The organism is Aquabacterium sp., assembly GCF_021768455.1.
Lineage (GTDB): Bacteria > Pseudomonadota > Gammaproteobacteria > Burkholderiales > Burkholderiaceae_C > Aquabacterium.
Genome location: NZ_JAIZVX010000003.1, coordinates 22,665 through 49,070, shown reverse-complemented (window position 1 = coordinate 49,070; position 26,406 = coordinate 22,665). Strand labels below are relative to the sequence as shown.

Annotated in this window: 21 protein-coding genes, 2 pseudogenes and 1 riboswitch; of the genes and pseudogenes, 9 read left to right on the top strand and 14 right to left on the bottom strand. The window is 69.6% G+C overall.

What is annotated here, in order from left to right; genetic code table 11:
• Nucleotides 1-45 precede the first annotated feature (45 nt).
• Entirely contained in the window at nucleotides 46-2,325 is a 2,280-nt protein-coding gene (gene metE, locus QZ994_RS00910; RefSeq protein WP_290866991.1) for a 5-methyltetrahydropteroyltriglutamate--homocysteine S-methyltransferase, read from the top strand.
• Nucleotides 2,326-2,364: 39 nt separating this feature from the next.
• On the opposite strand, the gene QZ994_RS00905 is transcribed toward metE, so the two are convergent.
• Nucleotides 2,365-4,158: a PAS domain-containing sensor histidine kinase gene (locus QZ994_RS00905; RefSeq protein WP_290866990.1), complete on the bottom strand. Its 1,794-nt coding sequence runs from the start codon at nucleotides 4,156-4,158 to the stop codon at nucleotides 2,365-2,367.
• 99 nt (nucleotides 4,159-4,257) lie between these two features.
• Nucleotides 4,258-5,211: pseudogene (gene bioB / locus QZ994_RS00900) on the bottom strand (biotin synthase BioB); the annotation flags it as partial.
• A 303-nt stretch (nucleotides 5,212-5,514) separates the two neighbouring features.
• On the opposite strand from bioB, the gene QZ994_RS00895 reads away from it, so the two are divergent.
• Entirely contained in the window at nucleotides 5,515-5,985 is a 471-nt protein-coding gene (locus QZ994_RS00895; RefSeq protein WP_290866985.1) for an AtaL-like protein, read from the top strand.
• A 28-nt stretch (nucleotides 5,986-6,013) separates the two neighbouring features.
• On the opposite strand, the gene QZ994_RS00890 is transcribed toward QZ994_RS00895, so the two are convergent.
• From QZ994_RS00890 to QZ994_RS00835, 12 genes are all read right to left on the bottom strand, one after another.
• Entirely contained in the window at nucleotides 6,014-7,177 is a 1,164-nt protein-coding gene (locus QZ994_RS00890) for a hypothetical protein (protein WP_290866983.1), read from the bottom strand.
• 65 nt (nucleotides 7,178-7,242) lie between these two features.
• Nucleotides 7,243-7,818 (bottom strand): DUF4337 domain-containing protein, encoded by a 576-nt coding sequence (locus QZ994_RS00885; RefSeq protein ID WP_290866980.1) that lies wholly within the window; start codon nucleotides 7,816-7,818, stop codon nucleotides 7,243-7,245.
• 75 nt (nucleotides 7,819-7,893) lie between these two features.
• Entirely contained in the window at nucleotides 7,894-9,564 is a 1,671-nt protein-coding gene (locus QZ994_RS00880) for a bifunctional hydroxymethylpyrimidine kinase/phosphomethylpyrimidine kinase (protein WP_290866978.1), read from the bottom strand.
• Nucleotides 9,561-10,382, bottom strand: a complete 822-nt coding sequence (locus tag QZ994_RS00875; RefSeq protein ID WP_290866976.1) for a thiazole synthase — start codon at nucleotides 10,380-10,382, stop codon at nucleotides 9,561-9,563. Before QZ994_RS00875 ends, QZ994_RS00880 begins: the two co-directional genes overlap by 4 nt.
• 31 nt (nucleotides 10,383-10,413) lie before the next feature.
• A complete protein-coding gene (locus QZ994_RS00870) occupies nucleotides 10,414-10,638 on the bottom strand; it encodes a MoaD/ThiS family protein (protein WP_290866973.1) in 225 nt (74 codons plus the stop codon).
• Nucleotides 10,635-11,795: an FAD-dependent oxidoreductase gene (locus tag QZ994_RS00865; RefSeq protein WP_290866971.1), complete on the bottom strand. Its 1,161-nt coding sequence runs from the start codon at nucleotides 11,793-11,795 to the stop codon at nucleotides 10,635-10,637. Before QZ994_RS00865 ends, QZ994_RS00870 begins: the two co-directional genes overlap by 4 nt.
• A 14-nt stretch (nucleotides 11,796-11,809) precedes the next feature.
• A complete protein-coding gene (gene thiC, locus QZ994_RS00860) occupies nucleotides 11,810-13,735 on the bottom strand; it encodes a phosphomethylpyrimidine synthase ThiC (protein ID WP_290866968.1) in 1,926 nt (641 codons plus the stop codon).
• A gap of 144 nt (nucleotides 13,736-13,879) precedes the next feature.
• Nucleotides 13,880-13,995: riboswitch (TPP riboswitch) on the bottom strand.
• A gap of 75 nt (nucleotides 13,996-14,070) precedes the next feature.
• Nucleotides 14,071-14,259 (bottom strand): hypothetical protein, encoded by a 189-nt coding sequence (locus tag QZ994_RS00855; protein ID WP_290866966.1) that lies wholly within the window; start codon nucleotides 14,257-14,259, stop codon nucleotides 14,071-14,073.
• A gap of 143 nt (nucleotides 14,260-14,402) precedes the next feature.
• Complete coding sequence (locus QZ994_RS00850; RefSeq protein WP_290866964.1) at nucleotides 14,403-14,669, bottom strand: hypothetical protein; 267 nt, start codon at nucleotides 14,667-14,669, stop codon at nucleotides 14,403-14,405.
• 29 nt (nucleotides 14,670-14,698) lie between these two features.
• Complete coding sequence (gene feoB / locus QZ994_RS00845; protein WP_290866962.1) at nucleotides 14,699-16,588, bottom strand: ferrous iron transport protein B; 1,890 nt, start codon at nucleotides 16,586-16,588, stop codon at nucleotides 14,699-14,701.
• A 48-nt stretch (nucleotides 16,589-16,636) separates the two neighbouring features.
• On the bottom strand, nucleotides 16,637-16,927 hold the full coding sequence (locus QZ994_RS00840; protein WP_290866960.1) for a FeoA family protein: 291 nt from the start codon (nucleotides 16,925-16,927) through the stop codon (nucleotides 16,637-16,639).
• 129 nt (nucleotides 16,928-17,056) lie between these two features.
• Nucleotides 17,057-18,025 carry a chemotaxis protein CheX gene (locus QZ994_RS00835; RefSeq protein ID WP_290866958.1) on the bottom strand — a complete coding sequence of 323 codons (969 nt, stop codon included), beginning with the start codon at nucleotides 18,023-18,025 and terminating at the stop codon, nucleotides 17,057-17,059.
• Nucleotides 18,026-18,393: 368 nt separating this feature from the next.
• Between QZ994_RS00835 and mraZ the strand changes: the two genes are divergently transcribed.
• The 7 genes and pseudogenes from mraZ (at nucleotide 18,394) to mraY (ending at nucleotide 26,405) form a co-directional block, all read left to right on the top strand.
• Nucleotides 18,394-18,825: a division/cell wall cluster transcriptional repressor MraZ gene (mraZ, locus tag QZ994_RS00830; RefSeq protein WP_290867040.1), complete on the top strand. Its 432-nt coding sequence runs from the start codon at nucleotides 18,394-18,396 to the stop codon at nucleotides 18,823-18,825.
• 56 nt (nucleotides 18,826-18,881) lie between these two features.
• Nucleotides 18,882-19,817: pseudogene (gene rsmH, locus QZ994_RS00825) on the top strand (16S rRNA (cytosine(1402)-N(4))-methyltransferase RsmH); the annotation flags it as partial.
• Between the two features lie 161 nt (nucleotides 19,818-19,978).
• Entirely contained in the window at nucleotides 19,979-20,299 is a 321-nt protein-coding gene (gene ftsL, locus QZ994_RS00820; protein WP_290866956.1) for a cell division protein FtsL, read from the top strand.
• The gene (locus tag QZ994_RS00815) at nucleotides 20,296-22,239 is read left to right on the top strand and encodes a penicillin-binding protein 2 (protein WP_290866953.1); all 1,944 of its coding nucleotides are present in this window, start codon (nucleotides 20,296-20,298) and stop codon (nucleotides 22,237-22,239) included. The genes ftsL and QZ994_RS00815 overlap by 4 nt, the downstream gene beginning before the upstream one ends.
• Nucleotides 22,239-23,822, top strand: coding sequence for a UDP-N-acetylmuramoyl-L-alanyl-D-glutamate--2,6-diaminopimelate ligase (locus tag QZ994_RS00810; protein WP_290866951.1), 1,584 nt, complete (start codon nucleotides 22,239-22,241; stop codon nucleotides 23,820-23,822). Before QZ994_RS00815 ends, QZ994_RS00810 begins: the two co-directional genes overlap by 1 nt.
• Complete coding sequence (gene murF, locus QZ994_RS00805) at nucleotides 23,819-25,237, top strand: UDP-N-acetylmuramoyl-tripeptide--D-alanyl-D-alanine ligase (protein ID WP_290866949.1); 1,419 nt, start codon at nucleotides 23,819-23,821, stop codon at nucleotides 25,235-25,237. The genes QZ994_RS00810 and murF overlap by 4 nt, the downstream gene beginning before the upstream one ends.
• The gene (gene mraY, locus QZ994_RS00800; protein ID WP_290866947.1) at nucleotides 25,227-26,405 is read left to right on the top strand and encodes a phospho-N-acetylmuramoyl-pentapeptide-transferase; all 1,179 of its coding nucleotides are present in this window, start codon (nucleotides 25,227-25,229) and stop codon (nucleotides 26,403-26,405) included. The genes murF and mraY overlap by 11 nt, the downstream gene beginning before the upstream one ends.
• Nucleotide 26,406: the final 1 nt, after the last annotated feature.

Below are 26,406 nucleotides of genomic sequence, written 5' to 3'. Positions count from 1 at the left end.
AATCGCGAGACTGCGTGCCATCGCATCGATTCGGACCTTTTCCCCATGGCACACACCCACCTTCTCGGCTTCCCGCGCATCGGCGCCCAACGCGAACTGAAGTTCGCCCAGGAGGCCTTCTGGCGCGGCGACCTGGCCGAGCCCCAGCTGCGCGAACTGGGCGCCACGCTGCGCAGCCGCCACTGGCGGCTGCAGCGCGACGCAGGCGTTTCCCGGGTCAGCACCGGTGACTTCGCCTGGTATGACCAGACGCTCACACTTTGCGCCACCCTGGGCGCCTTGCCCAGCCGCTTCGGCTTCGACGCCCGCACGCTCACCTTGAGCCAGTACTTTGAACTCGCCCGTGGCAATGCCGCCCAGCCGGCCATGGAGATGACCAAGTGGTTCGACACCAACTACCACTACCTGGTGCCCGAGCTCTCGCCCGAGAGCCGCTTCGAGGGCGGTGTGGACTGGCTGTTCGACGAGCTCGACGAGGCGCTGGACCAGGGCTTCGAGGCCAAGCCCGTGATCCTGGGACCCCTGACCTTCCTGTGGCTGGCCAAGTGCCATGGCGCCTCGGCCGACTTCGACCGCCTGAGCCTGCTGCCCCGCCTGGTGCAGGCCTACCGCCGCATCCTGCGTGGCTTCGCCCAGCGCGGCGTTGAATGGGTGCAGATCGACGAGCCGGCCCTGTGCCTGGACCTGCCCGCCAACTGGCTGGCCGCCTATGCCCCGGCCTACCAGGACCTCACCGGCACCGGCGTGAAGCTGCTGCTGGCCACCTACTTCGACACCGCGGCCGACCACGCCGTGCTGGCCTGCCAGCTGCCCGTGCAGGGCTTCCACATCGACCTGGTGCGGGCCCCGCAACAGCTGCCGGCCTGGCGCACCGCACTGCCTGCCGACGCGGTGCTCTCGGTCGGTGTGGTCGATGGTCGCAACATCTGGCGCACCGACCTGCGCAAGCAGCTGCCCGTGCTGCAGGCCCTGCATGCCGAGCTGCAAGACCGCCTCTGGGTGGCGCCTTCGTGCTCGCTGCTGCACGTGCCCTTCAGCCTGGCGCAGGAGCGCAAGCTGGACACGGACGTGCGCGCCTGGCTGGCCTTTGCCACCGAAAAACTGGGCGAGTTGCAGACCCTGGCCCGCGCCTTGAATGAGGGCGAAGACGCCGTGGTGGCCGAGCTGGACGCGGCCGATGCCGCCGTGCGCTCGCGCCAGACCTCGCCGCGGGTGCGCCATGCCATCGTGCAAAAGCGCCTGGACCGCCTCACGCCCGAGATGGCGCAACGCCACAGCCCCTTTGTGCAGCGCCAGGCGGTGCAGCGCGAAACGCTGGGCCTGCCTTTGCTGCCGACCACCACCATCGGTTCCTTCCCGCAGACCGCGGCCATCCGCCAGACGCGCGCCGCCCACAAGCGCGGCGAGCTCAGCGCCCAGGCCTACCTTGAACGCATCCGCGAAGAGATCGAACTGGTGGTGCGCAAGCAGGAAGCCCTGGGCCTGGACGTGCTGGTGCACGGCGAGGCCGAGCGCAACGACATGGTCGAGTACTTTGCCGAGCAGCTCTGGGGCTATGCCTTCACCGAACACGGCTGGGTGCAGAGCTACGGTTCGCGCTGTGTCAAACCGCCGGTGCTCTATGGCGATGTGGTGCGTCCCGAGCCCATCACCGTCGAGACCACGCGGTATGCGCAGTCGCTCACCGTCCGGCCCATGAAGGGCATGCTCACCGGCCCGGTCACCATGCTGCAGTGGTCTTTCGTGCGTGACGACCAGCCGCGTGAGACCACGGCCTTCCAGCTGGCCCTGGCCATCCGCGACGAGGTGGCCGACCTGGAAAAGGCCGGCATCCGCCTGATCCAGATCGACGAGCCTGCGTTCCGCGAAGGCCTGCCGCTGCGCCAGTCCGACTGGCCCGTCTACCTCGGCTGGGCCGTGCGGGCCTTCCAGCTCAGCGCGGCCTGTGTGCAGGACAGCACCCAGGTCCACACCCACATGTGCTATGCCGAGTTCAACGACATCCTGCCCTCGATCGCGGCCATGGATGCGGACGTGATCACCATCGAGACCTCGCGCTCGGCCATGGCCTTGCTGGATGGCTTTGGCGACTTCGCCTACCCCAACCAGATCGGCCCGGGTGTCTACGACATCCACTCGCCCCGCGTGCCCAGCGTGGCCGCCATGAGCGCGCTGCTGGGGCGGGCGCTGTCGGTGATCCCGGCGGAGCGGCTCTGGGTCAACCCCGATTGCGGGCTCAAGACCCGGCACTGGCCGGAAACCGAGGCAGCCCTGGCCCACATGGTGCAGGCGGCCCAGGCCTGGCGGGAAAAGCTCGCGGCCTGAGTGGGTGTGGTCTGGCGATGGGGCGCCGGCGCCATCCGCTCAGGCCGGCAGGCTGCGGGGCAGGGTCACGGTGAAGCAGGAGCCCTGGCCTGGTGTGCTCCACACCTGCACCTGCCCGCCCATGCCCTCGACCATCTGCTTGACGATGCACAGGCCCAGGCCGCTGCCTTCCACGTGGCGGGCATGGCGCTCGATGCGCTGGAAGGGCTTGAACAGGCTCGCGACCTCGGCTTCGCTCAGGCCTTCACCGGTGTCGGCAAAGCCCACGGAGACCTGGGTGTCCGTGGCGCAGAGGGTGAGGGTCAGCGTGCCGCCCGGGCGGTTGTACTTGCAGCCATTGCTCATCAGGTTGAGGAAGACCTGTTGAAGACGTCGGCCATCGACCAGGGCCAGCAGGGGCTCGCCCGGCGCGGGGGGGCGCAGCGCAACGCGGTGGCGTTCGGCCACGTTGGCCACGATGGGCAGGCAGCTGTCCAGCAGGGCGCGCACATCGGTCGGCTGCAGGGTCATGCCGATCTCGCCCGCCTCCACCTTGCTCAGGTCGAGCACGTCTTCCACCAGCCGCAGCAGCTGCTGGCCCGCGTCCCGGATCAGCCCGATCTGCTGGCGGTCGCGCTCGGTGTGGTGGCGGTTTTCTTCGCGTGCGAGCAACTGCGCAAAGCCCAGGATGGCGTTGAGCGGGGTGCGCAATTCGTGGCTCAGGCGCGAGAGGAAGCTGCGCTGGGCCAGGGCCACGCGCCGGGCGGTTTCGCCGTCGGCCAGGGCCTGGGTGCGGAGGCGCTCGGTCGTCACGTCGCGCGAGACCCCCAGCACCTGGCCGGTTTCGGCGATGAGCTGGCCGTGGCTTTCGATGTGGCGCACCTGGCCGTCGGGCCACACGGCGCGGTAGTCCAGCCGGCCGATCCGACCTTGGCGGACGATGGTGTCCACGCCCTCGCGGGTGGCGTCCATGTCCTCGGGGTGCAGGCGCTCGCGGATGTCCTCGCGGTGGATGGAGACGGGCCCGGCCAGGCCGTGCAGGCCCGCCACGTGGGCGTCCATCCAGTAATGGCCACTGGCCGGGTTGAGTTCGAACAGGCCCATGCCGGCGCACTGCAGGGCCAGCGCCGTGCGTTCGTTGGCGCGCTGCAGGGCGCGCTGGCGGGCCTCGATGTGGCGCACGGCGCGCCGTGTCGTCCAGATGCACAGCCCACCCAGCAGCAGGCCCAGCGTCAGCTGCGTGCCGGTGATGAGCCGGTAGGTGAGGCGGCCGGAGTGTGCGAGGTCCACCTGGGTCTGGTGTTCGTTGCGGTCCATGTGCTGGCTGAGCGCGTCGATGCGGGTCAGCCAGCGGCGCGTCTGTTCGGCCGATGGCGTGATCCCCTGGAGCATGGCGGCGTCGATCTCGGCCCCCACGGCCAGCATGGCCTGGGCACAGGCCTCGGTCTGCTGCCAGCGGTCGCGGATGGGCTGGAAGCTCGCCATCCTCAGGATCCAGCCATAGACGCGCACCAGCTGGTCGGCGTCATCGGGCAGGGCGCCGCTGCGCACCAGGCCGGCGCGGGCCTGTTCCAGGTTGCCATCAGGCCGGTTGAGTTCGCGCAGGGCCAGGCTGAAGCCCTGCAACTGTGCCGCGCGGGCCTGCGCCTGGTCGTGTGCCTCGGCTGAGGGCAGGGCCGCGTGGCGCAGGAAGGCCATGCTGGTGGCATTGCGGGTCATGGACCAGCGCGCCTGCATGCCCGTGATGGCCCGTCCGGCGTGCTGCACATAGAGCAGGACGAGGCAGGACCCCGTCAGCACGACGAGGGTCAGCAACATGGGCCACAGCACGCGGTAGGTGCGTGCCGAGCTCATGTCGGCGGGAGCCTGAGACACCATGGGTGAAACTGCCTTGCATGGGGCTCCTGGCCTTCAGGGCTCTGTCGGCCCTGCGCTCCCTGGCCAGGGGCGGTCTCAGTCGGCTTGAACGCGCGCGGTCACGGCCTTGCCGCTCTTCAGGCCGAGCTTCTTCATCAGGGCCTGGTCGTTGTCGAAGGCCGGGTTGCCGGTGGTCAGCAGCTTGTCGCCGTAGAAGATGGAGTTGGCGCCAGCCAGGAAGCACAGGGCCTGCACGGCCTCGCTCATGGCCTGACGACCGGCCGACAGGCGCACGCGCGCCGTGGGCATGGTGATGCGGGCCACGGCGATGGTGCGCACGAATTCGAGTGGGTCGAGCTGGGGGGTGTCGGCCAGGGGGGTGCCGGGCACGCGGACCAGGTCGTTGATGGGCACCGACTCGGGGTAGGTGGGCAGGTTGGCCAGTTGGGCGATCAGGCCGGCGCGGCCTTCGCGGGTTTCGCCCATGCCCACGATGCCGCCGCTGCAGACCTTGATGCTGGCTTCGCGCACGTGGGCGAGGGTGTCCAGGCGGTCCTGCATGTCGCGGGTGGTGATGATGTCGCCGTACAGCTCGGGCGCGGTGTCGAGGTTGTGGTTGTAGTAGTCGAGGCCCGCGTCCTTCAGGGAGCGGGCCTGGGTGTCGGTCAGCATGCCCAGGGTGCAGCAGGCCTCAAGGCCTTCTTCCTTGATCACGCCGATGAGTTCGGCCACCTTCTCGATGTCGCGGTCCTTCGGGGCGCGCCAGGCGGCGCCCATGCAGAAGCGGCTGGCGCCGGCTTCCTTGGCGGCAACGACGGCCTCGCGCACTTCCTCGGGGCTCATCAGCTTGCTGGCCTCGACGCCGGTGTCATGGCTGGCCGACTGCGGGCAGTAGCCGCAATCTTCCGGGCAGCCACCGGTCTTGACCGACAGCAGCGTGGCGTGTTCGATCTCGTTGGCGTCCCAGTGCTGGCGGTGCACCTGCTGGGCCTGCCAGAGCAGGTCGTTGAACGGCAGGTTGAAGAGTTCGAGCACCTTGGTGCGCGGCCAGCGGCCGTTGTCGAAGTTCGGGTCGGTGCAGTCTCCGCCGCAGCCGTGGGCGTTGAGCACGGCCTTCCGGGGCACGATCTGGATGGGCTTGGCGGCCGCTTCAGGCTGGGTGGCGTCGGGGGAGGTGCTGCACTGGGACATGGGGCGTTCGGGCTGGCTGCGCGCAGGCGCAGCGTGGGGAGAGGATCAGGCGTGTCGGCCCTCGTGAGGCCAGCCCGGAGTTTAGTGCCCCTGAGGCGCCCGCATCCCGCCTTTTGAAATTCGACCGCACCGGGTGTGGGGGTGGCGCGTTAAGCTTGCGGCATGCGTTTTGAACACCTCATCGAGATCAACTCCCCGGCCACCAGCGTGCAGATGGCGGTGCCGCCGATCACCCGGGCCCAGCTCTGGCGTGGCCTGATGGTGCGCGTGCAGACGCCCCAGCGTTTCCCCATGGGGCCCGAGTCCTGCGACTGGCAGGAGACCGAGCCCGGCCTCTTCGCCCGCACCCTGCGTTTCGGCCAGCATGTGATGCAGGACGAGGTGCGCTGCACGCCCGAGTCCCGCCTGGTGTTCACGCCCCAGGCCCACGGCGAGACGGCGCCCATTCGCCTGACCCTGACCATCGAAGAGCCGGCCCCGGCGCTGATGGTGCTGCGCTTCGTTTACGAGGCCCTGGGCGAGCAGACGGCCGAAGAGGCCTATTACAACGACTACCGCCACAACGCCTGGCTGCACAACGACCGCGACATGGTCCGCACCCTGCGCGAGTGGCTGACCGACGAAGGCCTGTGAGCCGAGCTGGCTTGGGAGCGATCGCGCTTCAGCGCTCAGGCGGGCAGCTGGCCGGGTCGCCAAGGTAGGCGGCCTCGCCCTGCGTGGGCAGGCGCCGCAGGTAGCAGATGGGGTGACGCGCCCAGGCGTAAGCCCGGTCGTCCTGCAGGATGGCGGGCACGTTGCTCACATCCGCCGCGGCCACGTCGATCTGTGCCAGGCCGGCGGCCCGGGTCACGGCTTCGAGCAGCAGCATGTCGCTGAGCAGGTAGGCCGCATGGGCCGGTGGCAGCCCGGCGGCATCGGCCAGGTGCGCGCTGTCCTGGCCCGACCAGGTGTCGATCACGCGGGCCAGGTCTGCCAGGCTCAGCACGCCCGCGTCCGGCAGCCCCAGCAGCCTTTGCACCGCCGGTGCCACGCCCAGCGTCACCGGGCGGGTGAAGGCGGTCATGGCCCGCGGCGGGGGCAATTGGTCGCTCAGGCCCTGCAGGCGGGATGCGGCCAAGGCGCGCAGCCGCTCCCGCTCGGTGGGCGTGAGGGGCTGCAGTGCGCAGCCTGTGGGGGAGGCTGTGGTGGGCGTGGTGGGCACGGGGTGAGGGCGCCCCAGGGCCGCGCAGGCGAGCTGTTGCCAGGCCTTCTGTCCCAGCGGCACACCAAAGCTGCCCGCCGCGCCATTGACCTGCAGGCTGCCTCCGCCCACGTCCAGCACATAGGGCGTGCGCAGCCGGGCGCCCAGGGTCGCAGCCGCGGCGGTGTGGCCGTAGCGCCCTTCCTGCTCTGCGGGCACGATGAGCACCGTCAGGCCGGTGCGCTCGTGCAGGGCCTTCAGCGCGTCGCGCAGGCCGATGGGGTCCTTCTGCTGGGCCAGTCGCCAGGCGGAAAAGCCCACCGCCACGCGTTCGCGGCAGGGCTTGTGGGCATCAGCCAGGACCTGATCTCCCCGTTGATCCCCCAGCAGGTCTTTCAGCAGATTTCCCACCTTTTGCCCCAGGCCACGCACGCCATCGGGGCCATTCACCAGGGCGAGGGCATCGAGGTCGACGCGATGCAGGATGGGGGGCTGGGTGGCGTCGATGCGGCCTTGGCCTGCCCGCAGGCCTGAAGAGCCGAGGTCGATGGCCAGGCGGCAATCAGCGTCGTGTGCTGCGGGCCGCTGGGGTGGTTCGGCCGCCTGGCTGGCGCCACATGCGGCCAGACAGGTCAGGGTGGCCAAGGCCCACGCCGCAGACCGCTTCCTGGCGGCAGGCCTGGCCATGCGAGCCTGCCGTTCTTCGCTCATCAGGCGCCCAGTGCGCCCACGGCGCCGGCGATCAGGCCCAGGCCGCTGGCCACATAGACGCTCCACAGCATCCACTTCTTGCGCGAGAGCAGGGTGATGGCCGACAGGCCGATGGCAATCTGCAGCAAGGTGGTCGCCATGGCCCAGCGCTCGTGCAGGTGCATCTCGTGTTCGCTGAGGTGGTCGGCCTCGCGGGCCTTTTCTTCCAGGGCTTCGGCTTCTTTCTTGATGGCCTCTTTTTCCTGCTTGTAGCGCTCGACGGCCTGCTTGTAGGCCTCTTTGTCGGCGCCGCTGGTCAGGGTCACGGCCAGCTCGGCCAGGTTCTGCTTGTTGCTCTTGCCCTGGTAGTAGTTCCAGCTGTTGGAGGCGGAGGTCTTCTGGATGGCCGCCTCGTTCTTGTACATCAGCGCGGCGTTCTGGGCGTGGCCCCCCAGGAAGCCGAAGATGGCGCCCACGGTGGACAAGACCGCCGTGAGCACCGCCACGCGCGAGGTGAAACCATCGCCGCCGTGCTGGGTGGCGTGCTCCAGCTCGTGGTCATGGGGGCCGTGAACGTGAAAACCGTGGCCAGACATCGAAGGGGCTCCAATTGCGGTGGGTGCCGCGGTGCGGCGGAGGCGGCCGATTCTGCCAGAGCGCATGGGTCTGCCTCAGAGCGGGAGCACGGGCTGGGGCCCTGTGGCGATCGCGATGCGCTCGGCCGGTGGTGTCAGCGCGGCCCTCATCGCCGCGACCCGCTCGGGCATGTCGGCCGGGTTCGAGCCCAGCCCACGGACCACGCACAAGGCCGCGGGGCCGCAGGCGCTGAAGCGGGCCAGGTCTTCGGGTGTCAGGAGGCCGCCGATGGCGACCACGGGCACCGGGCTCTGCGCCACCCACCAGCGCAGGTTGCGCTCGCCTTGCGGGCGCCAGGGCATGTCCTTGGTGGTGGTGGCCAGCACCGGCCCGCAGGCCACGTAGCTCGCGCCGCAACCCAGGGCCCGGGCCAGTTCCCACAGGCTGTGTGAACTCAGGCCCAGGATCAGTCGACCGGCCTCGGCTTGCAGCAGGGCCTGGTCGGCCGGGCCGAGGGCCAGCAGGTCTTCCTGGCCCAGGTGCAATCCCAGGCGGTAGGTGGGGGCCGCATCCACCTTGGGCGGCAGCGCCAGGGCTTCACGCCAGTGGTCGTTCACGAAGAGCTGCGCCCCGGCCTGTGCCGCGGCGTCGATGCTGCCCAGCAGATGGGGCATGAGGCCCTCGCATGCCTTGTGGCGCAGCTGCACGCAGCGCAGGCCGGCACCGAGCGCGCCGCGCAGCTGCGGCGCATCCGGCAGGATGCCGTAGAGGCGGTCGGCAGGTGGTGCAAAGGGGGCGAAGGCGGTGAAGCGGGGTTCCAGCGCCCAGGGCAGGGCTTCGCCCAGCCCCAGCCAGGGCATGGGTGCGCCTCCCGCTTGCGGGCCGGCATCGAAGCCGGGTCGGGCTTTCACGGGGCCCGGGCCCCTGCCTGCACCATGCGCCTGCATCAGCGCATGGCGGGTGAGCAGGTTGGCCAGCACGATGGCATCGGCCTCGACATGGCCCAGGGCCCAGGCTGCGGCCACGCCGGTGGCGAAGGTGCAGCCGGTGCCATGGTGGTGCGGGGTGTCGACCCGCGGTGCCGTGAGCCAGCCCTGTGCATGCGGGGTCTGCAGCCAGTCCAGGCAGTGCGGGCGGCGACCGTCGGCGCCGGGGGCCGATGGCGCATCGCCACCGGTGATGACCACGCTGCGAGCGCCCAGGGCCTGCAGCCGCCGCGCCAGGGCGGGCAGGTCCGTGTCGACGGCCTCCTTGCCATGCGGGTGAGGGCCATCGGCCGGCAGGCCCAGCAGGCGCTGGGCTTCGGCGCGGTTGGGCGTGAGCACAGTGGCGCGGGGCAGCAGCCATTCGCGGCAGGCCTGCAGCACGGACGCGCTGGCAAAGGCCGAGCCGCCGGCCGAGGCGCCGAGCACCGGGTCCACGATGAGGGCGAGTTGGCGGTGCGGGTCCTGGCCTGCGGGTGTGCGGGCGCGGAAGTGGTCGACCCACCGGGCGACCGCCTGGACCGCTGCCACGCTGCCCAGCAAGCCCGTCTTGATGGCCTCCGGGGGCAGGTCTTCGGCCAGCGCCTGCAGCTGGGCTTCCAGCTGCGCCTCGGGCACCGGAAAGACCGCTTCCACGCCTTGCGAATGCTGGGCGGTGAGCGCAGCGGCCACGGGGCAGAGGTGCACGCCCAGGGCGTCTGCGGCGCGCTGGTCGGCGCTCAGGCCGGCGCCGCCCGCGGTGTCCAGGCCCGCGATGGACCAGATGATGGGGCGGGGGCTCACAGCAGCACGAAAGGTTGGCCGCCCACGGGCGTGGTGGCGATGGCGACGTCGCTGGTGGGCATGAGGCCGGCCAGGAAGCCGCTGCGGCCGGCGTCCACCGCCCGCCTGAAGGCGTGGGCCATGCGCACCGGATCGAGCGATTGCGACACGGCCGAGTTCAGCAGCACGGCGTCCATGCCCAACTCCATGGCGGCGGTGGCGTGCGAGGGTGCGCCCAGGCCCGCGTCGACGATGAGGGTGATGCCCGGCAGGCGGGCGCGCAGGGTGCGCAGCGCCCAGGGGTTGAGCAGGCCCAGACCCGAGCCGATGGGGGCGGCCCAGGGCATGAGGATGCGGCAGCCTGCATCGACCAGGCGTTGGGCGCTGACCAGGTCATCGGTGCAGTAGGGCAGCACGTTGAAGCCATCCTGGACCAGCTGGCGTGCGGCGTCGACCAGCTCGAAGGGGTCGGGCTGAAGCGTCTGCTCGTCGCCGACCACCTCCAGCTTGATCCAGGCCGTGCCGAGCAGTTCGCGGGCCATGTGGGCCAGGGTGATGGCCTCTTTGGCGCTGCGGCAGCCGGCGGTGTTGGGCAGCAGGTGGGCACCTTGTGCCGCTGCCGCGTCGCGGATGGTCTGCACAAAGCCGTTGTCGCCTCCGGTCACGGCCAGGGTGCGCTTGAGCCCGAGCGTGAGCACCTGGCTGCCCGAGGCCACGATGGCATCGTGCAGGGTCTGCGGTGAAGGGTAGCCGGCGGTGCCCAGCAGGAAGCGGCTTTGCAGGCGGGTGTCCCCGATCTGCCAGGTGTCTGGCGAGGGCGTGGCGGAGGCTGAGGTCATGGTGGGAACTCCTGTGGGGCGGCTGGCGCTGTCAGCCGCCGGTGATGGGCGCAAAGCACAGCACGGTGTCGCCCTGGCTCAGGTGGTGAGCCTCTCGGGCATGGCGTGCCACGAAGAGGCCGTTGACGGCGGTGGCCACGCCGGCCGGGTCCTGGCCGCTCTGGGCCAGCAAGGCGGCCACGGCGTCGGCCAGGGTGCTGCCAGGCGGCAGGCTCAGCGGCCCCCGGTCGGTCTGGATGGTGAGGTCGTTGCTCATGCGGATGCAGGTGAGGAGGCGGGTGTGGAGGTGGGCATGGTGGCCGCGCAGGGCAGGGGCGGCCAGCCCATCAGGGCCAGGGCCTCGTCCACCACCGAGGGCGCCAGCAGCCAGCCATGGCGGTACAGGCCATTGAGGCGCAGCAGGCCCGGTTCGTGGTGGACCCGGGGGCGGTGGTCGGGCAGGGCAGGGCGCAGGTTGCGGTCCATGCGCAGGATGCGGGCTTCGGCCAGGGCCGGCAGCACGCTGTGGGCCGCGGCCATCAGTTCGACCGCCGAGCGCAGCGACACCGGGGAGCGGTCTTCGCTTTCGATCTCGCTGGCGCCGATGAGCACGGTGTCGTCGGCGCGGGGCACGATGTAGACGCGGTGACGCGGGTGCAGCAGGCGCAGCGGGCGCTGCAGACCCAGGCCGGGCGCGTGCAGCCAGATCACCTCGCCACGCACGCCGCGCACCGGCCAGGTGGGGCGCGCGCCCACGCCACGGGCGTCGATCACCAGGTCGAAGGCTTCGGCCCCCCGCGTCTGCCAGCGGCCAGGCGACAGGTCCTCCACCGTTTCGCCCCAGCGCCATTGCACGCCCGGGGCCTGAGCCTGCAGGCGTGCCAGGGTGCGCACCGTGTCGATCTGGGCCTCGCCTGGCAGCAGCCAGGCGTGCAGGGCGCCAGCGCTGCCGTGCAGGCTGGGTTCCAGGGCGTTCAAGGCCGGCCGATCGAGGGCCTGCGGCGAGCAGCCCGCCGGTTGCCCCGGCATGGGCTGGGCCACGCGGGCCAGCACACGTCGGGCGGCCCCCAGGTCGCTGCCATGGGCCACCATCAGGCTGCCACGCTGGGTGAAGGCGGGCGCCTCATCCTGACCGGTGGCGGTGGCACCGTCGGCCAGCAAGGCGCTGATGGCCGACCAGCGCGCGATGCTGTGCCAGCCGCGGCCGGCCACATCGGGTTCGGCGGCGTCCAGCTCGGCCAGGGGGCTGAGCATGCCGGCCGCGGTGAAGCCGGCCGCGCCCTGGCCGTCGAACAGGGGGGCGGGGCCGGGCGCCGGGTCGACCACGGTCACCTGGTGGCCCAGCCTCCCGAGCTGCCAGGCCAGCAGGCGGCCGAGCAGGCCTGCGCCCGCGATGCCGATGCGGGCGCAGGCGCTGGTGGATGAGGGCGTCATGGGCGGCTCCGCGCTCAGGCCTGGGGCTTGATCGGGATGTAGAGCTCGCCGCCCACGCCCTTGAACTGCGCCGACATCTCGGCCATGCCGGTTTCCAGGGCCTGTTGCTCGCTCACCCCCTGCGTCTTGGCGAACTCGCGCACCTCCTGCGTGATCTTCATCGAGCAGAACTTCGGGCCGCACATCGAGCAGAAGTGCGCCACCTTGGCCGCGTCCTTCGGCAGCGTCTCGTCATGGAAGTCGCGTGCCGTCTCCGGGTCCAGGCCCAGGTTGAACTGGTCCTGCCAGCGGAAGTCGAAGCGCGCCTGCGAGAGCGCATCGTCACGCGAGCGCGCACCCGGGTGCCCCTTGGCCACGTCGGCCGCGTGCGCGGCGATCTTGTAGGCGATCAGGCCCTGCTTCACGTCATCGCGGTTGGGCAGGCCCAGGTGCTCCTTCGGCGTCACGTAGCAGAGCATGGCCGTGCCCATCCAGCCGATCATGGCTGCGCCAATGGCGCTGGCGATGTGGTCGTAGCCCGGTGCGATGTCGATGGTCAGCGGGCCCAGGGTGTAGAAGGGCGCTTCGTGGCAGGTCTTGAGCTGCTCGTCCATGTTGGCCTGGATCATGTGCATCGGCACGTGGCCCGGGCCTTCGATCATGGTCTGCACATCGTGCTGCCACGCGATCTGCGTGAGCTCGCCCAGTGTGCGGAGTTCGGCGAACTGGGCCTCGTCGTTGGCGTCGCTCAGCGAGCCCGGGCGCAGGCCATCGCCCAGCGAGAAGGTCACGTCATAAGCCTTCATGATCTCGCAGATCTCGTCGAAGTGCGTGTAGAGGAAGTTCTCCTTGTGGTGGGCGATGCACCACTTGGCCAGGATCGAGCCGCCACGCGAGACGATGCCCGTGCGACGGTTGGCCGTGAGGTGGATGAAGGGCAGTCGCACGCCGGCGTGGATGGTGAAGTAGTCCACGCCCTGCTCGGCCTGCTCGATCAGGGTGTCGCGGTAGATCTCCCAGGTGAGGTCTTCGGCCACGCCGCCCACCTTCTCCAGCGCCTGGTAGATGGGCACGGTGCCGATGGGCACGGGGCTGTTGCGCACGATCCAGTCGCGGGTGGTGTGGATGTGTTTGCCTGTCGACAAGTCCATCACGTTGTCGGCACCCCAGCGGATGGCCCACACCAGCTTCTCCACCTCTTCCTCGATCGACGAGGTCACGGCCGAGTTGCCGATGTTGGCGTTGATCTTCACCAGGAAGTTGCGGCCGATGGCCATGGGCTCCAGCTCGGTGTGGTTGATGTTGGCCGGGATCACGGCGCGGCCACGGGCCACTTCATCGCGCACGAACTCGGGCGTGTAGACGCGGGGGATGGCCGCGCCCATGGGGTTGCCGCGCAGGCGGGCTTCGCGCTCGGCGTCGGCGCCGTACTGGTCGCGCCAGTCTTCCAGCAGCTCGGTGCGGCGCTGGTTTTCGCGCAGGGCCACGAACTCCATCTCGGGCGTGACGATGCCCTTGCGGGCGTAGTGCATCTGGCTCACGTTGTGGCCGCTCCTGGCGCGGCGTGGCGTGCGCTGAAGGGCGGCCGCGGCCTGTCGCAGGGCGGCCATGCGCTCGTCGTGGCGCTCATCGGGCTTGAGGCCATCGTCCACCGCCTGCACGCGGCGGCCTTCGTAGGTTTCGGTGTCGCCGCGGGCCACCACGGCGGCTTCGCGCACGGGCGGCAGGCCTTTGGTCACGTCGATCTGCACGGCCGGGTCCGTGTAGGGGCCGGAACAGTCGTACAGCGTGATGGCTTCGCCGTTGGTGAGCGTGACCTCGCGCATGGGCACGCGCACACCCTCATGGCTGCCTTGCACATAGACCTTGCGCGATGCGGGCAGGGGTTCGCGCGTCAGGCGCGTGAGCTCATCGAGCGCTTGCAGGGCTGAGCGGGTGACGGCGGTGTCGGGGGCGTTCATGGCGGGCTCCTTGGATGCAGGTGGTCAACACGTGCTCCGAGGGCCCTGGGCCGGGCGCTGGCGGAATGAGGGTGGGTGGAGGCGCCTGGGCGCTGCGGGCACAGCACTTCCCAGGGCCGCACCTGCCTTCGGCCCAACCAGGGCGTCGTTCAGGACAGCTCTTCTTTCGCCGGTATCAGCCGGATCAAGTTCAGCGGGTTTGGATCGGATCCATCTCAGTGCCTGCACGCATCGCGTGAGGCACACCCCGGAGCAAGGCGAAGTGTAGCGCCAAGTCCGGCAGGTCTGTGGGGGGGGCCACGCCGCGGCCCATCCCGGGCCGGGTCAGTGCGGGGTCAGCGCTGGGTGGCCGCTTCGATCAGGGGGCGCACGCGGTTGGCCGAGGCATTGCCTTCGAGCAGGGCCGGTGCCCAGTCGAGCAGGCGTTCCTTCAGGCGGGAGATGGCCTGGTCGGCTTCCGTGCGGGCGGGGCCGATGAGGGCCAGCACCAGCGCCAGGGGTGCGATCGCGTACAGAGGTTTCATGGGGGAGGCAACAGGGTGGCGCGGAACATCAATGCGCGCAGTCTAGGCAGACCCACCAGCCTTGCCCACCCCCGGCACACGGGGCCAGGGCCCCTTGTCCACGGGGGGCGTGGCGGTGGCGCTGGGCTGCGCGAGGCCGGTGTTCAGGCCGGGTCGGTGTGCGGTCGCACGATGTGGACGCGGTGGTCCCGGGTGGGCGTGGCCCCGCCACCGGCACACTGGCCGCAACCCTGCCCGCAGGCCGACGCGGGCGGGGCGCTCACGCCCTGGTCCGTGTGGCAAGCCTCTCGGGCCGATATGGCCGACGCGGCCGCAGGGCGCCACAGCTGTCGCCAGGTGGGCCACCAGCGGCGCAGCAGGTAGGCGCTGGCCAGCAGGCCGATCAGGAGGGTGATCGTGGTTTGCAGCATGTGGAGGGCCTGACCGTGGCGCTGGGGGCTCAGCCCAGCCAGGCCCGGGCCAGGTGGTAGACGATGAAGCTGGCCAGGTAGGCCAGGCCAAACAGGTAGCCCAGCATGATCAGCGGGGTGCGCCAGCCGTTGGTTTCACGCTTGACCACGATCAGGGTCGACAGGCACTGCGGTGCGAACACATACCAGGTCATCAGCGACAGGGCCGTGGGCAGGGTCCAGGCGTGTTGCACCAGCTGCGTCAGGGCCGAACTCAGCTCGTCCCCCGTCTGCGACATGGCGTAGACCGTGCCTAGGGCCGCCACCGCCACCTCGCGGGCCGCCAGGCCGGGCACCAGCGCGATGCAGATCTGCCAGGTGAAGCCGATCGGGGCAAAGATCACCTCCAGCGCGCGGCCGGCCATGCCGGCCAGGCTGTACTCGATGGCCGGGCCCGTGGCGCCTTCCGGGGGCGCCGGGAAGTTCGACAGGAACCACAGCACCACCATCAGCGACAGGATGATGGTGCCCACGCGTGCCACGAAGATGCTGGCGCGCTCCCACAGGCCGATGGCCAGGTTGCGCAGGTGAGGCCAGTGGTAGTCGGGCAGCTCCATCAGCAGGGGCTGGGCCACGCCCTGTTTCATGAGGCGCTTGAGCACCAGGGCCACGACCATGGCCGAGACGATGCCCGCCATGTAAAGCGCAAACAGCACCAGGCCCTGCAGGTTGAAGATGCCGCCCACGGTGCGGTCGGGGATGAAGGCGGCGATCAGCAGCGCGTACACCGGCAGGCGGGCCGAGCACGTCATCAGCGGCGCAATGAGGATGGTGACGAGGCGGTCCCGCGGTTCGGCAATCGTGCGCGTGGCCATGATGCCGGGGATGGCGCAGGCGAAGCTGGAGAGCAGCGGGATGAAGGCGCGGCCCGACAGGCCCACGCTGCCCATGATGCGATCGAGCAGGAAGGCGGCTCGCGGCAGGTAGCCGGAGTCTTCCAGTGCCAGGATGAAGCCGAACAGGATCACGATCTGCGGCAGGAAGACCAGCACGCTGCCCGCCCCGCCGATCACGCCATCGACAAGCAGGCTGCGCAGCATGCCGTCGGCCATGTGGTCCTTGAGCAGGTCGCCCAGGTGACCCATGCCGGCGTCGATCCAGTCCATGGGGGCGGCGGCCCAGCTGAACACGGCCTGGAAGACCAGGAACATCAGCGCCGCCAGGATCATCGGCCCCATGACGGGGTGCAGCACGTAACGGTCGAGCGTGCTGGTGAAGTGCGAGACGTGTTCGGGTGTGTGCACGCAATCGGCCAGCAGGCGGCCCACGCGCTGGTGGGTGGCCTCCACGGGCGAGGCTGCAATGCGCTCCATGGGCCGCAGCTTGGTGGGCGCGGGCAGGCGGGCCCAGTCCAGGGCGTCCAGCTGGGCCAGCAGGGCCTGCTCGCCGCCCGCGCGCACGGCCACGGTCTCCACCACGGGAATACCGAGTTCCTGTTGCAGGCGTGCCGTGTCGATGTGGATGCCGCGGCGCGTGGCCTGGTCCATCATGTTGACGGCCAGGACCATTGGCACGCCCAAGGTCTGCAACTCCAGCACCATGCGCAGGTTCAGGCGCAGGTTGGTGGCATCGACCACGCAGACCAGGCCCACGGGGGCCGCTTCGCCCGGTCGGGCGCCGGCGATCACGTCGCGCGTGATGGCTTCATCGGGGGTGGCGGCCAGCAGGCTGTAGGCGCCAGGCAGATCGAGCACACGCCAGCCTTGGCCGGCGGGCGAGACGAATTGCCCTTCCTTGCGCTCCACCGTCACGCCCGCGTAGTTGCCCACCTTCTGGCGTGCACCGGTGAGGCGGTTGAACAGCGCGGTCTTGCCGCAGTTGGGGTTGCCCACCAGGGCGATCAGGGGAGGGGATGACACGGTGGGCGTCGCGGCCGCCATGGGGACTCGATTCTTGTGCAGCAGAGGAGGGGAGGGCGAGGGCCTGACTCAGGCGGGCACGACCTCGATCAGCGAGGACTCGAGCTTGCGCATGGCAAATGTGCTGGTGCCCACCCGCACCGCGAGCGGGCCGCGGCCGGCAAAGACCCGGCGCAGCACCTGCACCCGTTCGCCCGGCACAAAGCCCAGCTCCATCAGTCGGCGCTTGAGGGCGCCGCCGTCGTGGTGGTGGCCGGTCTGCACTTCCTGGATCGTCGCCACCGTGTGCACGGGCAGCTTGTCCAGGGTGATGGCGGGCTTGTCCGGGTGGGCAGCGGGATGGCGGCGGGTGTGTGGCATGAACCCATTCTAGGTTCGAATGCGAACTATTCGCAACACGTGGTTTTTGATCCAGATCACGCCTGTCGGGCATCCGTCACAGGGTCTTCCCCTGCGCCACCTCGTCGCCACCTCTGCGGGGCGATCGCCTCAGAACAGCTCCAGTGCCCCTGAGCCCAGCAGGTTGTTCACCAGGGCCTCGTTCTCCTTGAAGCGTTCGGGCGACCAGTTCAGGTTGAACACGAAGCGCTGGTAGATCGACAGCGGTGGGCTGTCGCCTTCGGCGTCGTGCAGGGTGTACTTGAAGCACAGCTGCGGGTCGTCCGAGCCGAAGGAGATGTAGCGGTGGGCGTGGTTCACGATGATGGGCACCTGGGTGAGGTGGCCCGTGAAGGCCTCTTGCGAGGTGTAGCGGTTCTTGAAGGCGCCCCAGATCAGGTTGGTCAGCTCGCCCAGCACGTTGTTGATGTCGCGGAAATTGGTGGCGCCACTGTCGATGTGCGTCTTGTCCTGGCGAACGAAGTCGACCAGGGGCTGCTCGGCCGTCTGCAGCATCATGTAGCCGCGGCACCAGTCGCTTTCAAGGGGGATCAGGCTGAGCAGCTCGCCGTAGATCAGCCGGTCGCGCACGATGTAGGGCGCATCGGCCGTGATCTCCACGCCCTTGAACTGGCTCTCCAGCGAGTGGCGGGTGAATTCGGCCACGCCGCGCACCAGGGCCACCGGGTAGACCAGGCTGAACAGCGAGGCATTGATCAGCTTGCGCAACCGGCCCATGTCCTTGAGCGTGAAGGCGCCGCGGAAGATGGCCTGGTCGCTGTCGCTCAGGTCGCTCAGCTGGCTGCCGTGTTCGCGCCGCAGGAAGATGGGCAGCTCGGGGCGTATGCCGTGGATCAGCCGGGCCAGCAGGACGCCGCCCTGGGTGTGCTCGCCGTGGTGCTCGGCGATGAAGACGGCACCCAGGTCGACGTTGGAGCGCAGCACGGCCATGACGTCGTCGGGCCGGGCGGTGAGGCCCACCAGCTGGTTGTCCTCGCAGAACGCCTTGATGTGGGCGGCGCTATCGGACTGGCTTTCCAGCACCAGCACCTTGCTGATCAGTCGGGCGGCTTCGGTCATGGGGTGGGCTCCACGGTAACGCCCCAGCTTAGCGGGCGGGGCTGGGTGGCAGGCGAGCGAATGTGCCCAGGAATCCACGCTTTTCCCCCCGATGGAGGGCCTTCGCGCCCCATCGGCTGCATGGCCAGGGGGTGCCCGCCGCTTGCGGGGGGATGTCCCGGCTCCAATGGGGGGTATTTCTCAGCATTCACTTCCAGACCCATTCGCAGGTCCTTGATTTGTAAAGACTTTTTTTCTGGCACTTTGCGGCGAAATCTTTTCTAAGTCTTTGATTTCATTGGGCATTTTTTTGAAATCACCCTTGTTTAAGGGGGTGTTCATCGGTTAAAGTGGGATGAAGTGCATTTTTGTGGGGATTTGTGGTGAGCTTGGTCTTTCAAGGGGCATCGGCGTTGTCGCTGGACGCGAAGGGGCGGATGGCCGTCCCTGCGCGCCATCGCGACGCCCTGCAGGCCCTTTGCAGCGGCCAATTGACCATCACCAAGCACCCCGACGGCTGCCTGATGGTCTTCCCGCGCCCCGCCTGGGAGACCTTCCGCGACAAGGTGGCCTCCCTGCCCATGTCGGCCTCCGGCTGGAAGCGCGTCTTCCTGGGCAACGCGATGGACGTCGAGGTCGACAGCGCCGCCCGCGTGCTGGTCTCGCCCGAGCTGCGCGCCGCTGCCGGCATCACCAAAGACGTGATGTTGCTGGGCATGGGCAGCCATTTTGAGCTGTGGGACGCCGAGCGCCACGCCGCGCACGAGGCCGAGGTCATGGCCCAGCCCATGCCTGCGGCCCTGCAGGATTTCACCTTCTGAGCCCGATGCCCCTGCCCACGCCCGACACCCCCCACAGCGCCCCGGCCGGCGCGGCCATGCCGCACCGCACCGTGCTGTTGAACGAGGCCGTCCAGGCCCTGTGGGGCGAGGCTGGTCCCGTGCCGGAGGGCACCTATGTCGACGCCACCTTTGGCCGTGGCGGGCACTCGCGCCTGATCCTGTCCTTGCTGGGGCCACAGGCCCGCCTGCTCGCGCTCGACCGCGACCCCGACGCCATCGCCCACGCAACGCAAGGCGAGGGGGCCATCGCCGACCCGCGCTTCCGCATCGAGCATGCGGCCTTCTCGTCCTGGGGCGATGTGGTCGAGCAGCTGGGCTGGGGGCCGGTGCAGGGGTTGCTGATGGACATCGGCGTGTCCTCGCCGCAGATCGACAACCCGGCGCGCGGCTTCAGCTTCCGCTTCGATGCGCCGCTGGACATGCGCATGGACACCACCCAGGGTGAGAGTGCCGCCGACTTCCTGGCCCGCGCCGACGTGCAGACCATCGCCGACGTGATCCGCAACTACGGCGAAGAGCGTTTCGCCTGGGGCATCGCCAACGCCATCGTGGCCGAGCGCGATGCCGGCCGCTCGCCGCAGACCACGGCCGAACTGCAGGCCATCGTCGCCCGCACCGTCAAGACCCGCGAGCCCGGCCAGGATCCTGCCACCCGCACCTTCCAGGCCCTGCGCATCCACGTCAACCGCGAGCTCGGCGAGCTGGAGGACGCGCTCGACGCCGCCCTGAAGATGCTGGCGCCGGGTGGCCACCTGGCCGTCATCAGCTTCCATTCGCTGGAAGACCGCATCGTCAAGACCTTCATCGCGCGCCACAGCCGCGAAGAGGTCGATCGCCGGGTGCCCTTCGCCCAGGAGCGCCCGCTGCTGCTGGAGGCCCTCGCGCGCATCAAGCCCAGCGCCGAAGAGGTCGCGGCCAACCCCCGTTCGCGTTCGGCCGTGCTGCGTGTGGCCCGTCGCACCGCGGTGCCCTGGTCGCCCGAGGCCGTGCGCGCCGCCGGTGGGCCGGGGGCGGTCCAGTCGGTCGAGGCGTCGCCTGCCAAGTCGGGGCGCAGCGGCAAGCCTGCGTCCAAGTCCGCTCACAAGGCGGCGGGCAAGGCTGGAGGCAAGCCGCCGGCACGGGGAGGTCGCCGGTGACGCTGCGCCTCAACATCGTGCTCGCCCTGGTGCTGGTCTTCAGCTGCGTCTGGCTGATCCGCTCCAGCAACGACTCGCGCCGCCTCTTCTCTGACCTGGAGAAGGCACAGGCCCGCTCGCACGAATTGCAGATCGACTACGAGCGCCTGCAGCTCGACAAGCGCGCCCAGGCCACGCCCTTGCGCGTCGAAAAGCTTGCGCGCGAAAAGCTGCACATGTTCAACAACAGCCCGACGCTGACGCACTACGTGTCGACTTCGGCGTCGGTGTCCGCCTCCGGCGTGGCCCCGGCTGCGGCCTCGGGGGTGTCCCCATGAGCCGCGTCAGCGAGTTCTTTCGCCGCCTGCGGGGCCAGCCGCGCCGCCAGGGTGGCACGGGCATGCCCACGGTGCGCTATGCCACCAGCCCGCTGCTGGCCTCGCGCACGCCCCCCTGGCGTGTCAAGTTCCTGATCGGGGCCATCGGCCTGGGCTTCGCCGTGCTGATCGGCCGTGCCGCGTGGATCCAGATCATCCACAACGATTTCTACCTGCAGCAGGGTGCCAACCGCTATGAGCGCCGCGTCGAGCTGCCGGCCAACCGTGGCCGCATCACCGACCGCCACGGCGAGCTGCTGGCGTCGAGCGTGCCGTCGCCTTCCCTGTGGGCCATCCCCAAGGACATGGTCGCCTCGCCCGCCGAGTTGCTCGCCCTTGGCAAGCTGCTGGACATGAAGCCGCAGGAACTCAAGAAGCGCCTGGCCTCCAACCCCAACTTCGTGTGGCTGCGCCGCCAGGTGCCTGACGACGTCGCCAGGCAGGTGGCCGAGCTCAAGGTCAAGGGCGTCTACGAACTGCACGAGTCCAAGCGCCAGTACCCTGAAGGCGAGGCCACGGCCCACATCGTTGGCTTCACCAACATCGAAGACCAGGGGCAGGAAGGCATCGAGCTGGCCTATCAGAAGCAGCTGGCGGGTCGCGACGGCGCACGCCATGTGATCAAGGATCGCCTGGGCCGCGTGGTCGAAGCCGTGGGCGACCTGGTGCCGGCCGAAGACGGCCAGCCCGTGCGCCTCTCCATCGACGCCAAGATCCAGTTCTACGCCTACCAGCGCATCCGCGACGCCGTGCTGCAGCACAAGGCCAAGGCCGGCAGCGTGGTGGTGCTCGACGCGGTGACCGGCGAGGTGCTGGCGCTGGCCAACGTGCCCAGCTACACGCCCGACGACCGCCGCAACCTCACCGGTGCGCAGTTGCGCAACCGCGCCCTGACCGACACCTTCGAGCCTGGCTCCACCATGAAGCCGCTGATCGTGTCGATCGCGCTCGAGACCAAGCGCGTCACGCCGAACACGATGATCCCGACCACCGGCGGGCGCCTGACCATCGATGGCTCGACCATCACCGACTCCCACGCCCACGGCGACCTGACGGTGTCCGAGGTCATCCAGAAGTCCAGCAACGTGGGCACGGCCCGCATGGCGCTGATGATGCAGCCGCAGGAAATGTGGAACATGTTCACGGCCGTGGGCCTGGGGCAGAAGCCGCAGATCGGATTTCCCGGCGTGGTCACGGGGCGCTTGCGCCCCTACAAGAGCTGGCGCCGCATCGAGCAGGTCACCATGAGCTACGGCTATGGCCTGTCTGCCAGCCTGTTCCAGCTGGCCCATGCCTACACGATCTTCGCCAGCGATGGCGAGCTCATTCCCATCAGCCTGCTGAAGCGCGAGACCGAGGCGCAGCCTGATGACGGTGCGGCCCGCCGCTCGACGATGGCCGGCGATGCACGTCCGACGCTGGCGTTCAAGACCGCTTTCCGTCCGGGCCAGGACGCGGCGACCGATGGCCCCGCGCAGGTGGCGGGCCACGAGCCCGAACAGCTTCGCGGCACCCGTGTGATTTCCCCCGAAACCGCCCGCACCGTGCGCAAGATGCTGCAGTTGGTGACGGGCCCCGGGGGCACCGCGCCCAAGGCCCAGACCCAGGGCTACAGCGTCGGCGGCAAGACCGGCACGGCGCACAAGCAAGAGGGCAAGGGCTACGCGGGCAACAAGTACCGTGCCTGGTTTGTGGGCATCGCGCCCATCAGCAAGCCGCGCATCGTGGTCGCCGTGATGGTGGACGAGCCCGGCAACGGCGTCTACTTCGGTGGCGATGTGGCAGCGCCGGTCTTCAGCCAGGTGGTGCAGCAGACGCTGACCCGCCTGGGAGTGATGCCCGATCAGCAGATCGAGCCCAAGATCATCTCGACCCAGCCCGCCGAGCAGGAGAGCTTCTGATGAGCGCCCACCTGCTTCACCTGCACAACACCGCCGAAGCCCTGGCCTGGCTGCGCCAGCAGGGTGTGGCCGCCATCACGGTCGACAGCCGCCAGGTGCCCGGCCTGGCCGCGCAGGGCGCCGGCTTCGTGGCCTGGCCCGGTGCCGCCCGCGATGGCCGTGCCTTCGTGGCCCAGGCCCTGAAGGATGGCGCCCGCGCCTGCCTGGTCGAGGCCGAGGGCGCCGAGGCCTTTGGTTTTGCCGATGCCCGTGTGGCCGCGGTCAAGGGCCTCAAGGCCCTGAGCGCCGAGATCGCCCATGGTTTCTACGGCGAACCCAGCGCCCAGTTGAAGGTCGTGGCCGTGACCGGCACCAATGGCAAGACTTCCACCTCCTGGTGGACGGCGCAGGCCCTCAATGCCCTGGGGCAGGGCTGCGGCGTGGTGGGCACCCTGGGCGTCGGCCGCGTGGGCGAGGTGGTGTCCACCGGCCTGACCACGCCCGATCCGCTCACCCTGCACGCCACCTTCCGGCATTTTGTGGACCAGGGACTGAAGGCCGCGGCCATCGAGGCATCGTCCATCGGCATCGAAGAACTGCGCCTGCACGCCACGCACATCGCCGTGGCCCAGTTCACCAACTTCACGCAGGACCACCTGGATTACCACGGCAGCATGGCCGCCTACTGGCAGGCCAAGCGCGCCCTGTTCGACTGGCCCGGCCTGCCGGCTGCGGTGATCAACCTCGATGACGAGATGGGCTCGCCGCTGCTGGCCCACGCCCGTGCGCGGGGGCTGGCCTGCTGGTCGTATGGCATCGAGGGCGGCTTGAACAAGGGCGCCCGCCTGCTCGCTCACCGTGTGAGCCACCAGTCCGGTGGCCTGGCGTTCGCCGTGACCGAGCGTGACGAGTCCCTGCAAGGGAAGCAGGACGAAGCGTTGGTGCAGGCCCCGGTGATCGGCGCCTTCAATGTGTCCAACCTGCTGGCCGTGATCGGGGCCTTGCGCGCGCTGGGCGTGCCCCTGGCTCAGGCGGCCGAAGCGTGCAGCGGCCTGCGCGGTGTGCCCGGCCGCATGGAGATCGTGCCGGCGCCGGTCGACGCGCCCCTGGCCGTGGTCGACTACGCCCACACCCCCGACGCCCTGCAGAAGGCCCTCGAGGCCCTGCACCCTGTGGCCCAGGCCCGCGGGGGGCGGTTGTGGTGCGTGTTCGGTTGCGGAGGCAACCGCGACCCGCTCAAGCGCCCGCTGATGGGCGCCATCGCCGACCAGCAGGCCGACCAGGTCGTCCTGACCAGCGACAACCCGCGCGGCGAAGCCCCGGCCTTCATCCTCTCTCAGATCATGGCTGGCGTGCCCGGCCGCGATGGCGTCGACGTGATCGAAGACCGCCGCGCCGCCATCGACCATGCCCTGGTGGCCGCCGAGCCGAAGGATGTGGTCCTGATCGCCGGCAAGGGCCACGAAACCTACCAGGAAGTGGCGGGCCAGCGCAGCCACTTCTCCGACGTGGAAGAGGCTGCCCGCGCGCTGCGCCAGCGCCTTGCCGCCACCGAACCCGATTCCCGCATCCCCGCCGCCGCGCAGAAGGGAGATGCCGCATGAGCGCCCCCATGATGATGACCCTGGGCCTGGCCCATTCCCTCCTGCCCGGCTCGGTGCTGCACGGCGACCCGGCGACCCCGATCGCCCGCGTGCACACCGACACGCGCACCCTGCAGCCTGGCGACCTCTTCGTGGCCTTGCGCGGTGAGCGCTTCGATGCGCACGACTTCCTGCCGCAGGCGGCACAGGCCGGCGCCGTGGCCGTGCTGGTGCAGCAGGGCGCCGACACCAGCGGCCTGCCCAGCCTCACCGTGCCCGACACCCGCGCCGCCCTGGGCTGGCTCGCGGCCGGCTGGCGTGCGCGTTTCGACATCCCCCTGATCGGCGTGACCGGCAGCAATGGCAAGACCACGGTCACGCAGATGATCGCGTCCATCCTGCGCGCCTGGGTGAGCGAGCAGGGTGCGCCCGAGGCTTCGCTGGCCACGCAGGGCAACTTCAACAACGACATCGGCGTGCCGCTCACGCTGCTGCGCTTGCGCGAAGGTGTGCACCGCTGCGCCGTGGTCGAGCTGGGCATGAACCACCCGGGCGAGATCGCCGAGCTGGCCGCCATCGCCGCGCCCACCGTGGGCCTGGTCAACAACGCCCAGCGCGAGCACCAGGAGTTCATGCACACCGTCGAGGCCGTGGCCCGCGAGAACGGTGCCGTGCTGCACGCCCTCACGCGCACCGGCGTGGCCGTGTTCCCGGCCGACGATGCCTACACCGCCATCTGGCGCGAGCAGGCCAATGGCTACCCCAAGGTCGACTTTGCCACCCGCGGCAAGGCCCGCGTGACCGGCACGGCCGCCTGGGTGGCCGACCCGGCGCCGCACTGGCTGATCAAGCTCGGCACGCCGGAAGGTGAGGCCGATGTGGCCCTGCACATGGCTGGTGAGCACAATGTGCGCAACGCCCTGGCGGCCACCGCAGCCGCCCTGGGGGCCGGCGTGCCGCTGAGCGCCGTGGTCAGCGGGCTGGTTGCCTTCGAGCCGGTCAAGGGCCGTTCGCAGCTGCACCGCATCACACTCGACGGCCGGGCCGTCACCCTGGTCGACGACAGCTACAACGCCAACCCTGACTCCGTGCGCGCGGCCATCGACATGCTGGCCGGCCTCCCGGGCCCGCACTGGCTGGTGCTGGGCGACATGGGCGAAGTGGGCTCACAAGGCCCGGCCTTCCATGCCGAAGTCGGCGCCTACGCCCGCGAGCGCGGCATCGCGCATTTCTGGACCGCCGGCAGCCTGTGCGCCGACGCGGCCAAGGCCTTCGATGGCGGCGCCCGGCATTTCGCCAGCGCGGCCGACATCGTGGCCACCCTCCAATCCCCGAGCCAGGTCCCTGTGGTGGCCTCGGTGCTCGTCAAAGGTTCTCGCTTCATGAAGATGGAACAAGTTGCCCACCTGCTGTGTGGAGGTGCGCATGCTGCTTAGTCTGGCGCTCTGGCTGCAGGGCCTGCACCCCGAATGGGGCTTCCTGCGTGTCTTCCAGTACCTGACCTTCCGCTCGGTGATGGCGGCCGTCACGGCCCTGCTCATCGGCCTGGGCCTGGGGCCGCTGGTGATCCGCAAGCTGACCGAACTCAAGATCGGCCAGCCCATCCGTGAGTACGGCATGCAGACCCACCTGGCCAAGCGGGGTACGCCCACGATGGGCGGTGCGCTGATCCTGCTGTCCATCGGCCTGTCGACGATGCTGTGGTTCGACTGGGCCAACCGCTTCGTCTGGATCGTGATGATCGTGACCATGGGCTTTGGTGCCATCGGCTGGGTCGACGACTGGCGAAAGGTCGTCCTGAAAGACCCGGAGGGCATGCCCTCGCGCGAGAAGTACTTCTGGCAATCGCTCATCGGCCTGATCGCCGCGCTCTATCTGGCCTTCAACGTGTCCGAAGTGAACGCGTTGCGCGTGGTCGAACTGTTCTTCCGCTGGGTGGCCTCGGGCTTCTCCAACGACCTCCCGCCGAAGGCCGACCTGATCGTGCCCTTCTTCAAGACCGTCAGCTACCCGCTGGGCGTCTGGGGCTTCATCGCGCTCACCTACGTGGTGATCGTGGGCACCAGCAACGCGGTGAACCTGACCGATGGCCTCGACGGCCTGGCCATCATGCCGGTGGTGATGGTGTCGGCGGCCCTGGGCATCTTTGCCTACGTGACCGGCAACGCGGTGTTTGCCAAGTACCTGTTGCTGCCCCACATCCCCGGGGCGGGCGAGTTGCTCGTGTTCTGCGCGGCACTGTCGGGCGCGGGCCTGGCCTTCCTCTGGTTCAACGCCTACCCCGCCCAGGTCTTCATGGGTGACGTGGGGGCACTGGCCCTGGGTGGCGCGCTGGGCACCATCGCGGTCATCGTGCGGCAGGAGATCGTGCTGGCCTTCATGGGGGGGGTGTTCGTGCTCGAAGCCTTGTCCGTGATGATGCAGGTGAGCTACTTCAAGTACACGAAGAAGAAGTACGGCGAAGGCCGTCGAATTCTGTTGATGGCACCGCTGCACCACCACTTCGAGAAATCGGGCTGGAAGGAGACGCAGGTCGTGGTGCGCTTCTGGATCATCACCATGCTGCTGTGCCTGGTGGGCCTGTCTTCCCTCAAGCTGCGCTGAG

Excerpts from the sequence above, each read along its gene's own strand:
- metE (WP_290866991.1), top strand. The coding sequence starts at position 46 with ATGGCACACACCCACCTTCTCGGCTTCCCGCGCATCGGCGCCCAACGC.
- QZ994_RS00905 (WP_290866990.1), bottom strand. The coding sequence starts at position 4,158 with ATGAGCTCGGCACGCACCTACCGCGTGCTGTGGCCCATGTTGCTGACC.
- QZ994_RS00895 (WP_290866985.1), top strand. The coding sequence starts at position 5,515 with ATGCGTTTTGAACACCTCATCGAGATCAACTCCCCGGCCACCAGCGTG.
- QZ994_RS00885 (WP_290866980.1), bottom strand. The coding sequence starts at position 7,818 with ATGTCTGGCCACGGTTTTCACGTTCACGGCCCCCATGACCACGAGCTG.
- QZ994_RS00875 (WP_290866976.1), bottom strand. The coding sequence starts at position 10,382 with ATGACCTCAGCCTCCGCCACGCCCTCGCCAGACACCTGGCAGATCGGG.
- QZ994_RS00870 (WP_290866973.1), bottom strand. The coding sequence starts at position 10,638 with ATGAGCAACGACCTCACCATCCAGACCGACCGGGGGCCGCTGAGCCTG.
- QZ994_RS00865 (WP_290866971.1), bottom strand. The coding sequence starts at position 11,795 with ATGACGCCCTCATCCACCAGCGCCTGCGCCCGCATCGGCATCGCGGGC.
- thiC (WP_290866968.1), bottom strand. The coding sequence starts at position 13,735 with ATGAACGCCCCCGACACCGCCGTCACCCGCTCAGCCCTGCAAGCGCTC.
- QZ994_RS00855 (WP_290866966.1), bottom strand. The coding sequence starts at position 14,259 with ATGAAACCTCTGTACGCGATCGCACCCCTGGCGCTGGTGCTGGCCCTC.
- QZ994_RS00850 (WP_290866964.1), bottom strand. The coding sequence starts at position 14,669 with ATGCTGCAAACCACGATCACCCTCCTGATCGGCCTGCTGGCCAGCGCC.
- feoB (WP_290866962.1), bottom strand. The coding sequence starts at position 16,588 with ATGGCGGCCGCGACGCCCACCGTGTCATCCCCTCCCCTGATCGCCCTG.
- QZ994_RS00840 (WP_290866960.1), bottom strand. The coding sequence starts at position 16,927 with ATGCCACACACCCGCCGCCATCCCGCTGCCCACCCGGACAAGCCCGCC.
- QZ994_RS00835 (WP_290866958.1), bottom strand. The coding sequence starts at position 18,025 with ATGACCGAAGCCGCCCGACTGATCAGCAAGGTGCTGGTGCTGGAAAGC.
- QZ994_RS00815 (WP_290866953.1), top strand. The coding sequence starts at position 20,296 with ATGAGCCGCGTCAGCGAGTTCTTTCGCCGCCTGCGGGGCCAGCCGCGC.
- QZ994_RS00810 (WP_290866951.1), top strand. The coding sequence starts at position 22,239 with ATGAGCGCCCACCTGCTTCACCTGCACAACACCGCCGAAGCCCTGGCC.
- murF (WP_290866949.1), top strand. The coding sequence starts at position 23,819 with ATGAGCGCCCCCATGATGATGACCCTGGGCCTGGCCCATTCCCTCCTG.
- mraY (WP_290866947.1), top strand. The coding sequence starts at position 25,227 with ATGCTGCTTAGTCTGGCGCTCTGGCTGCAGGGCCTGCACCCCGAATGG.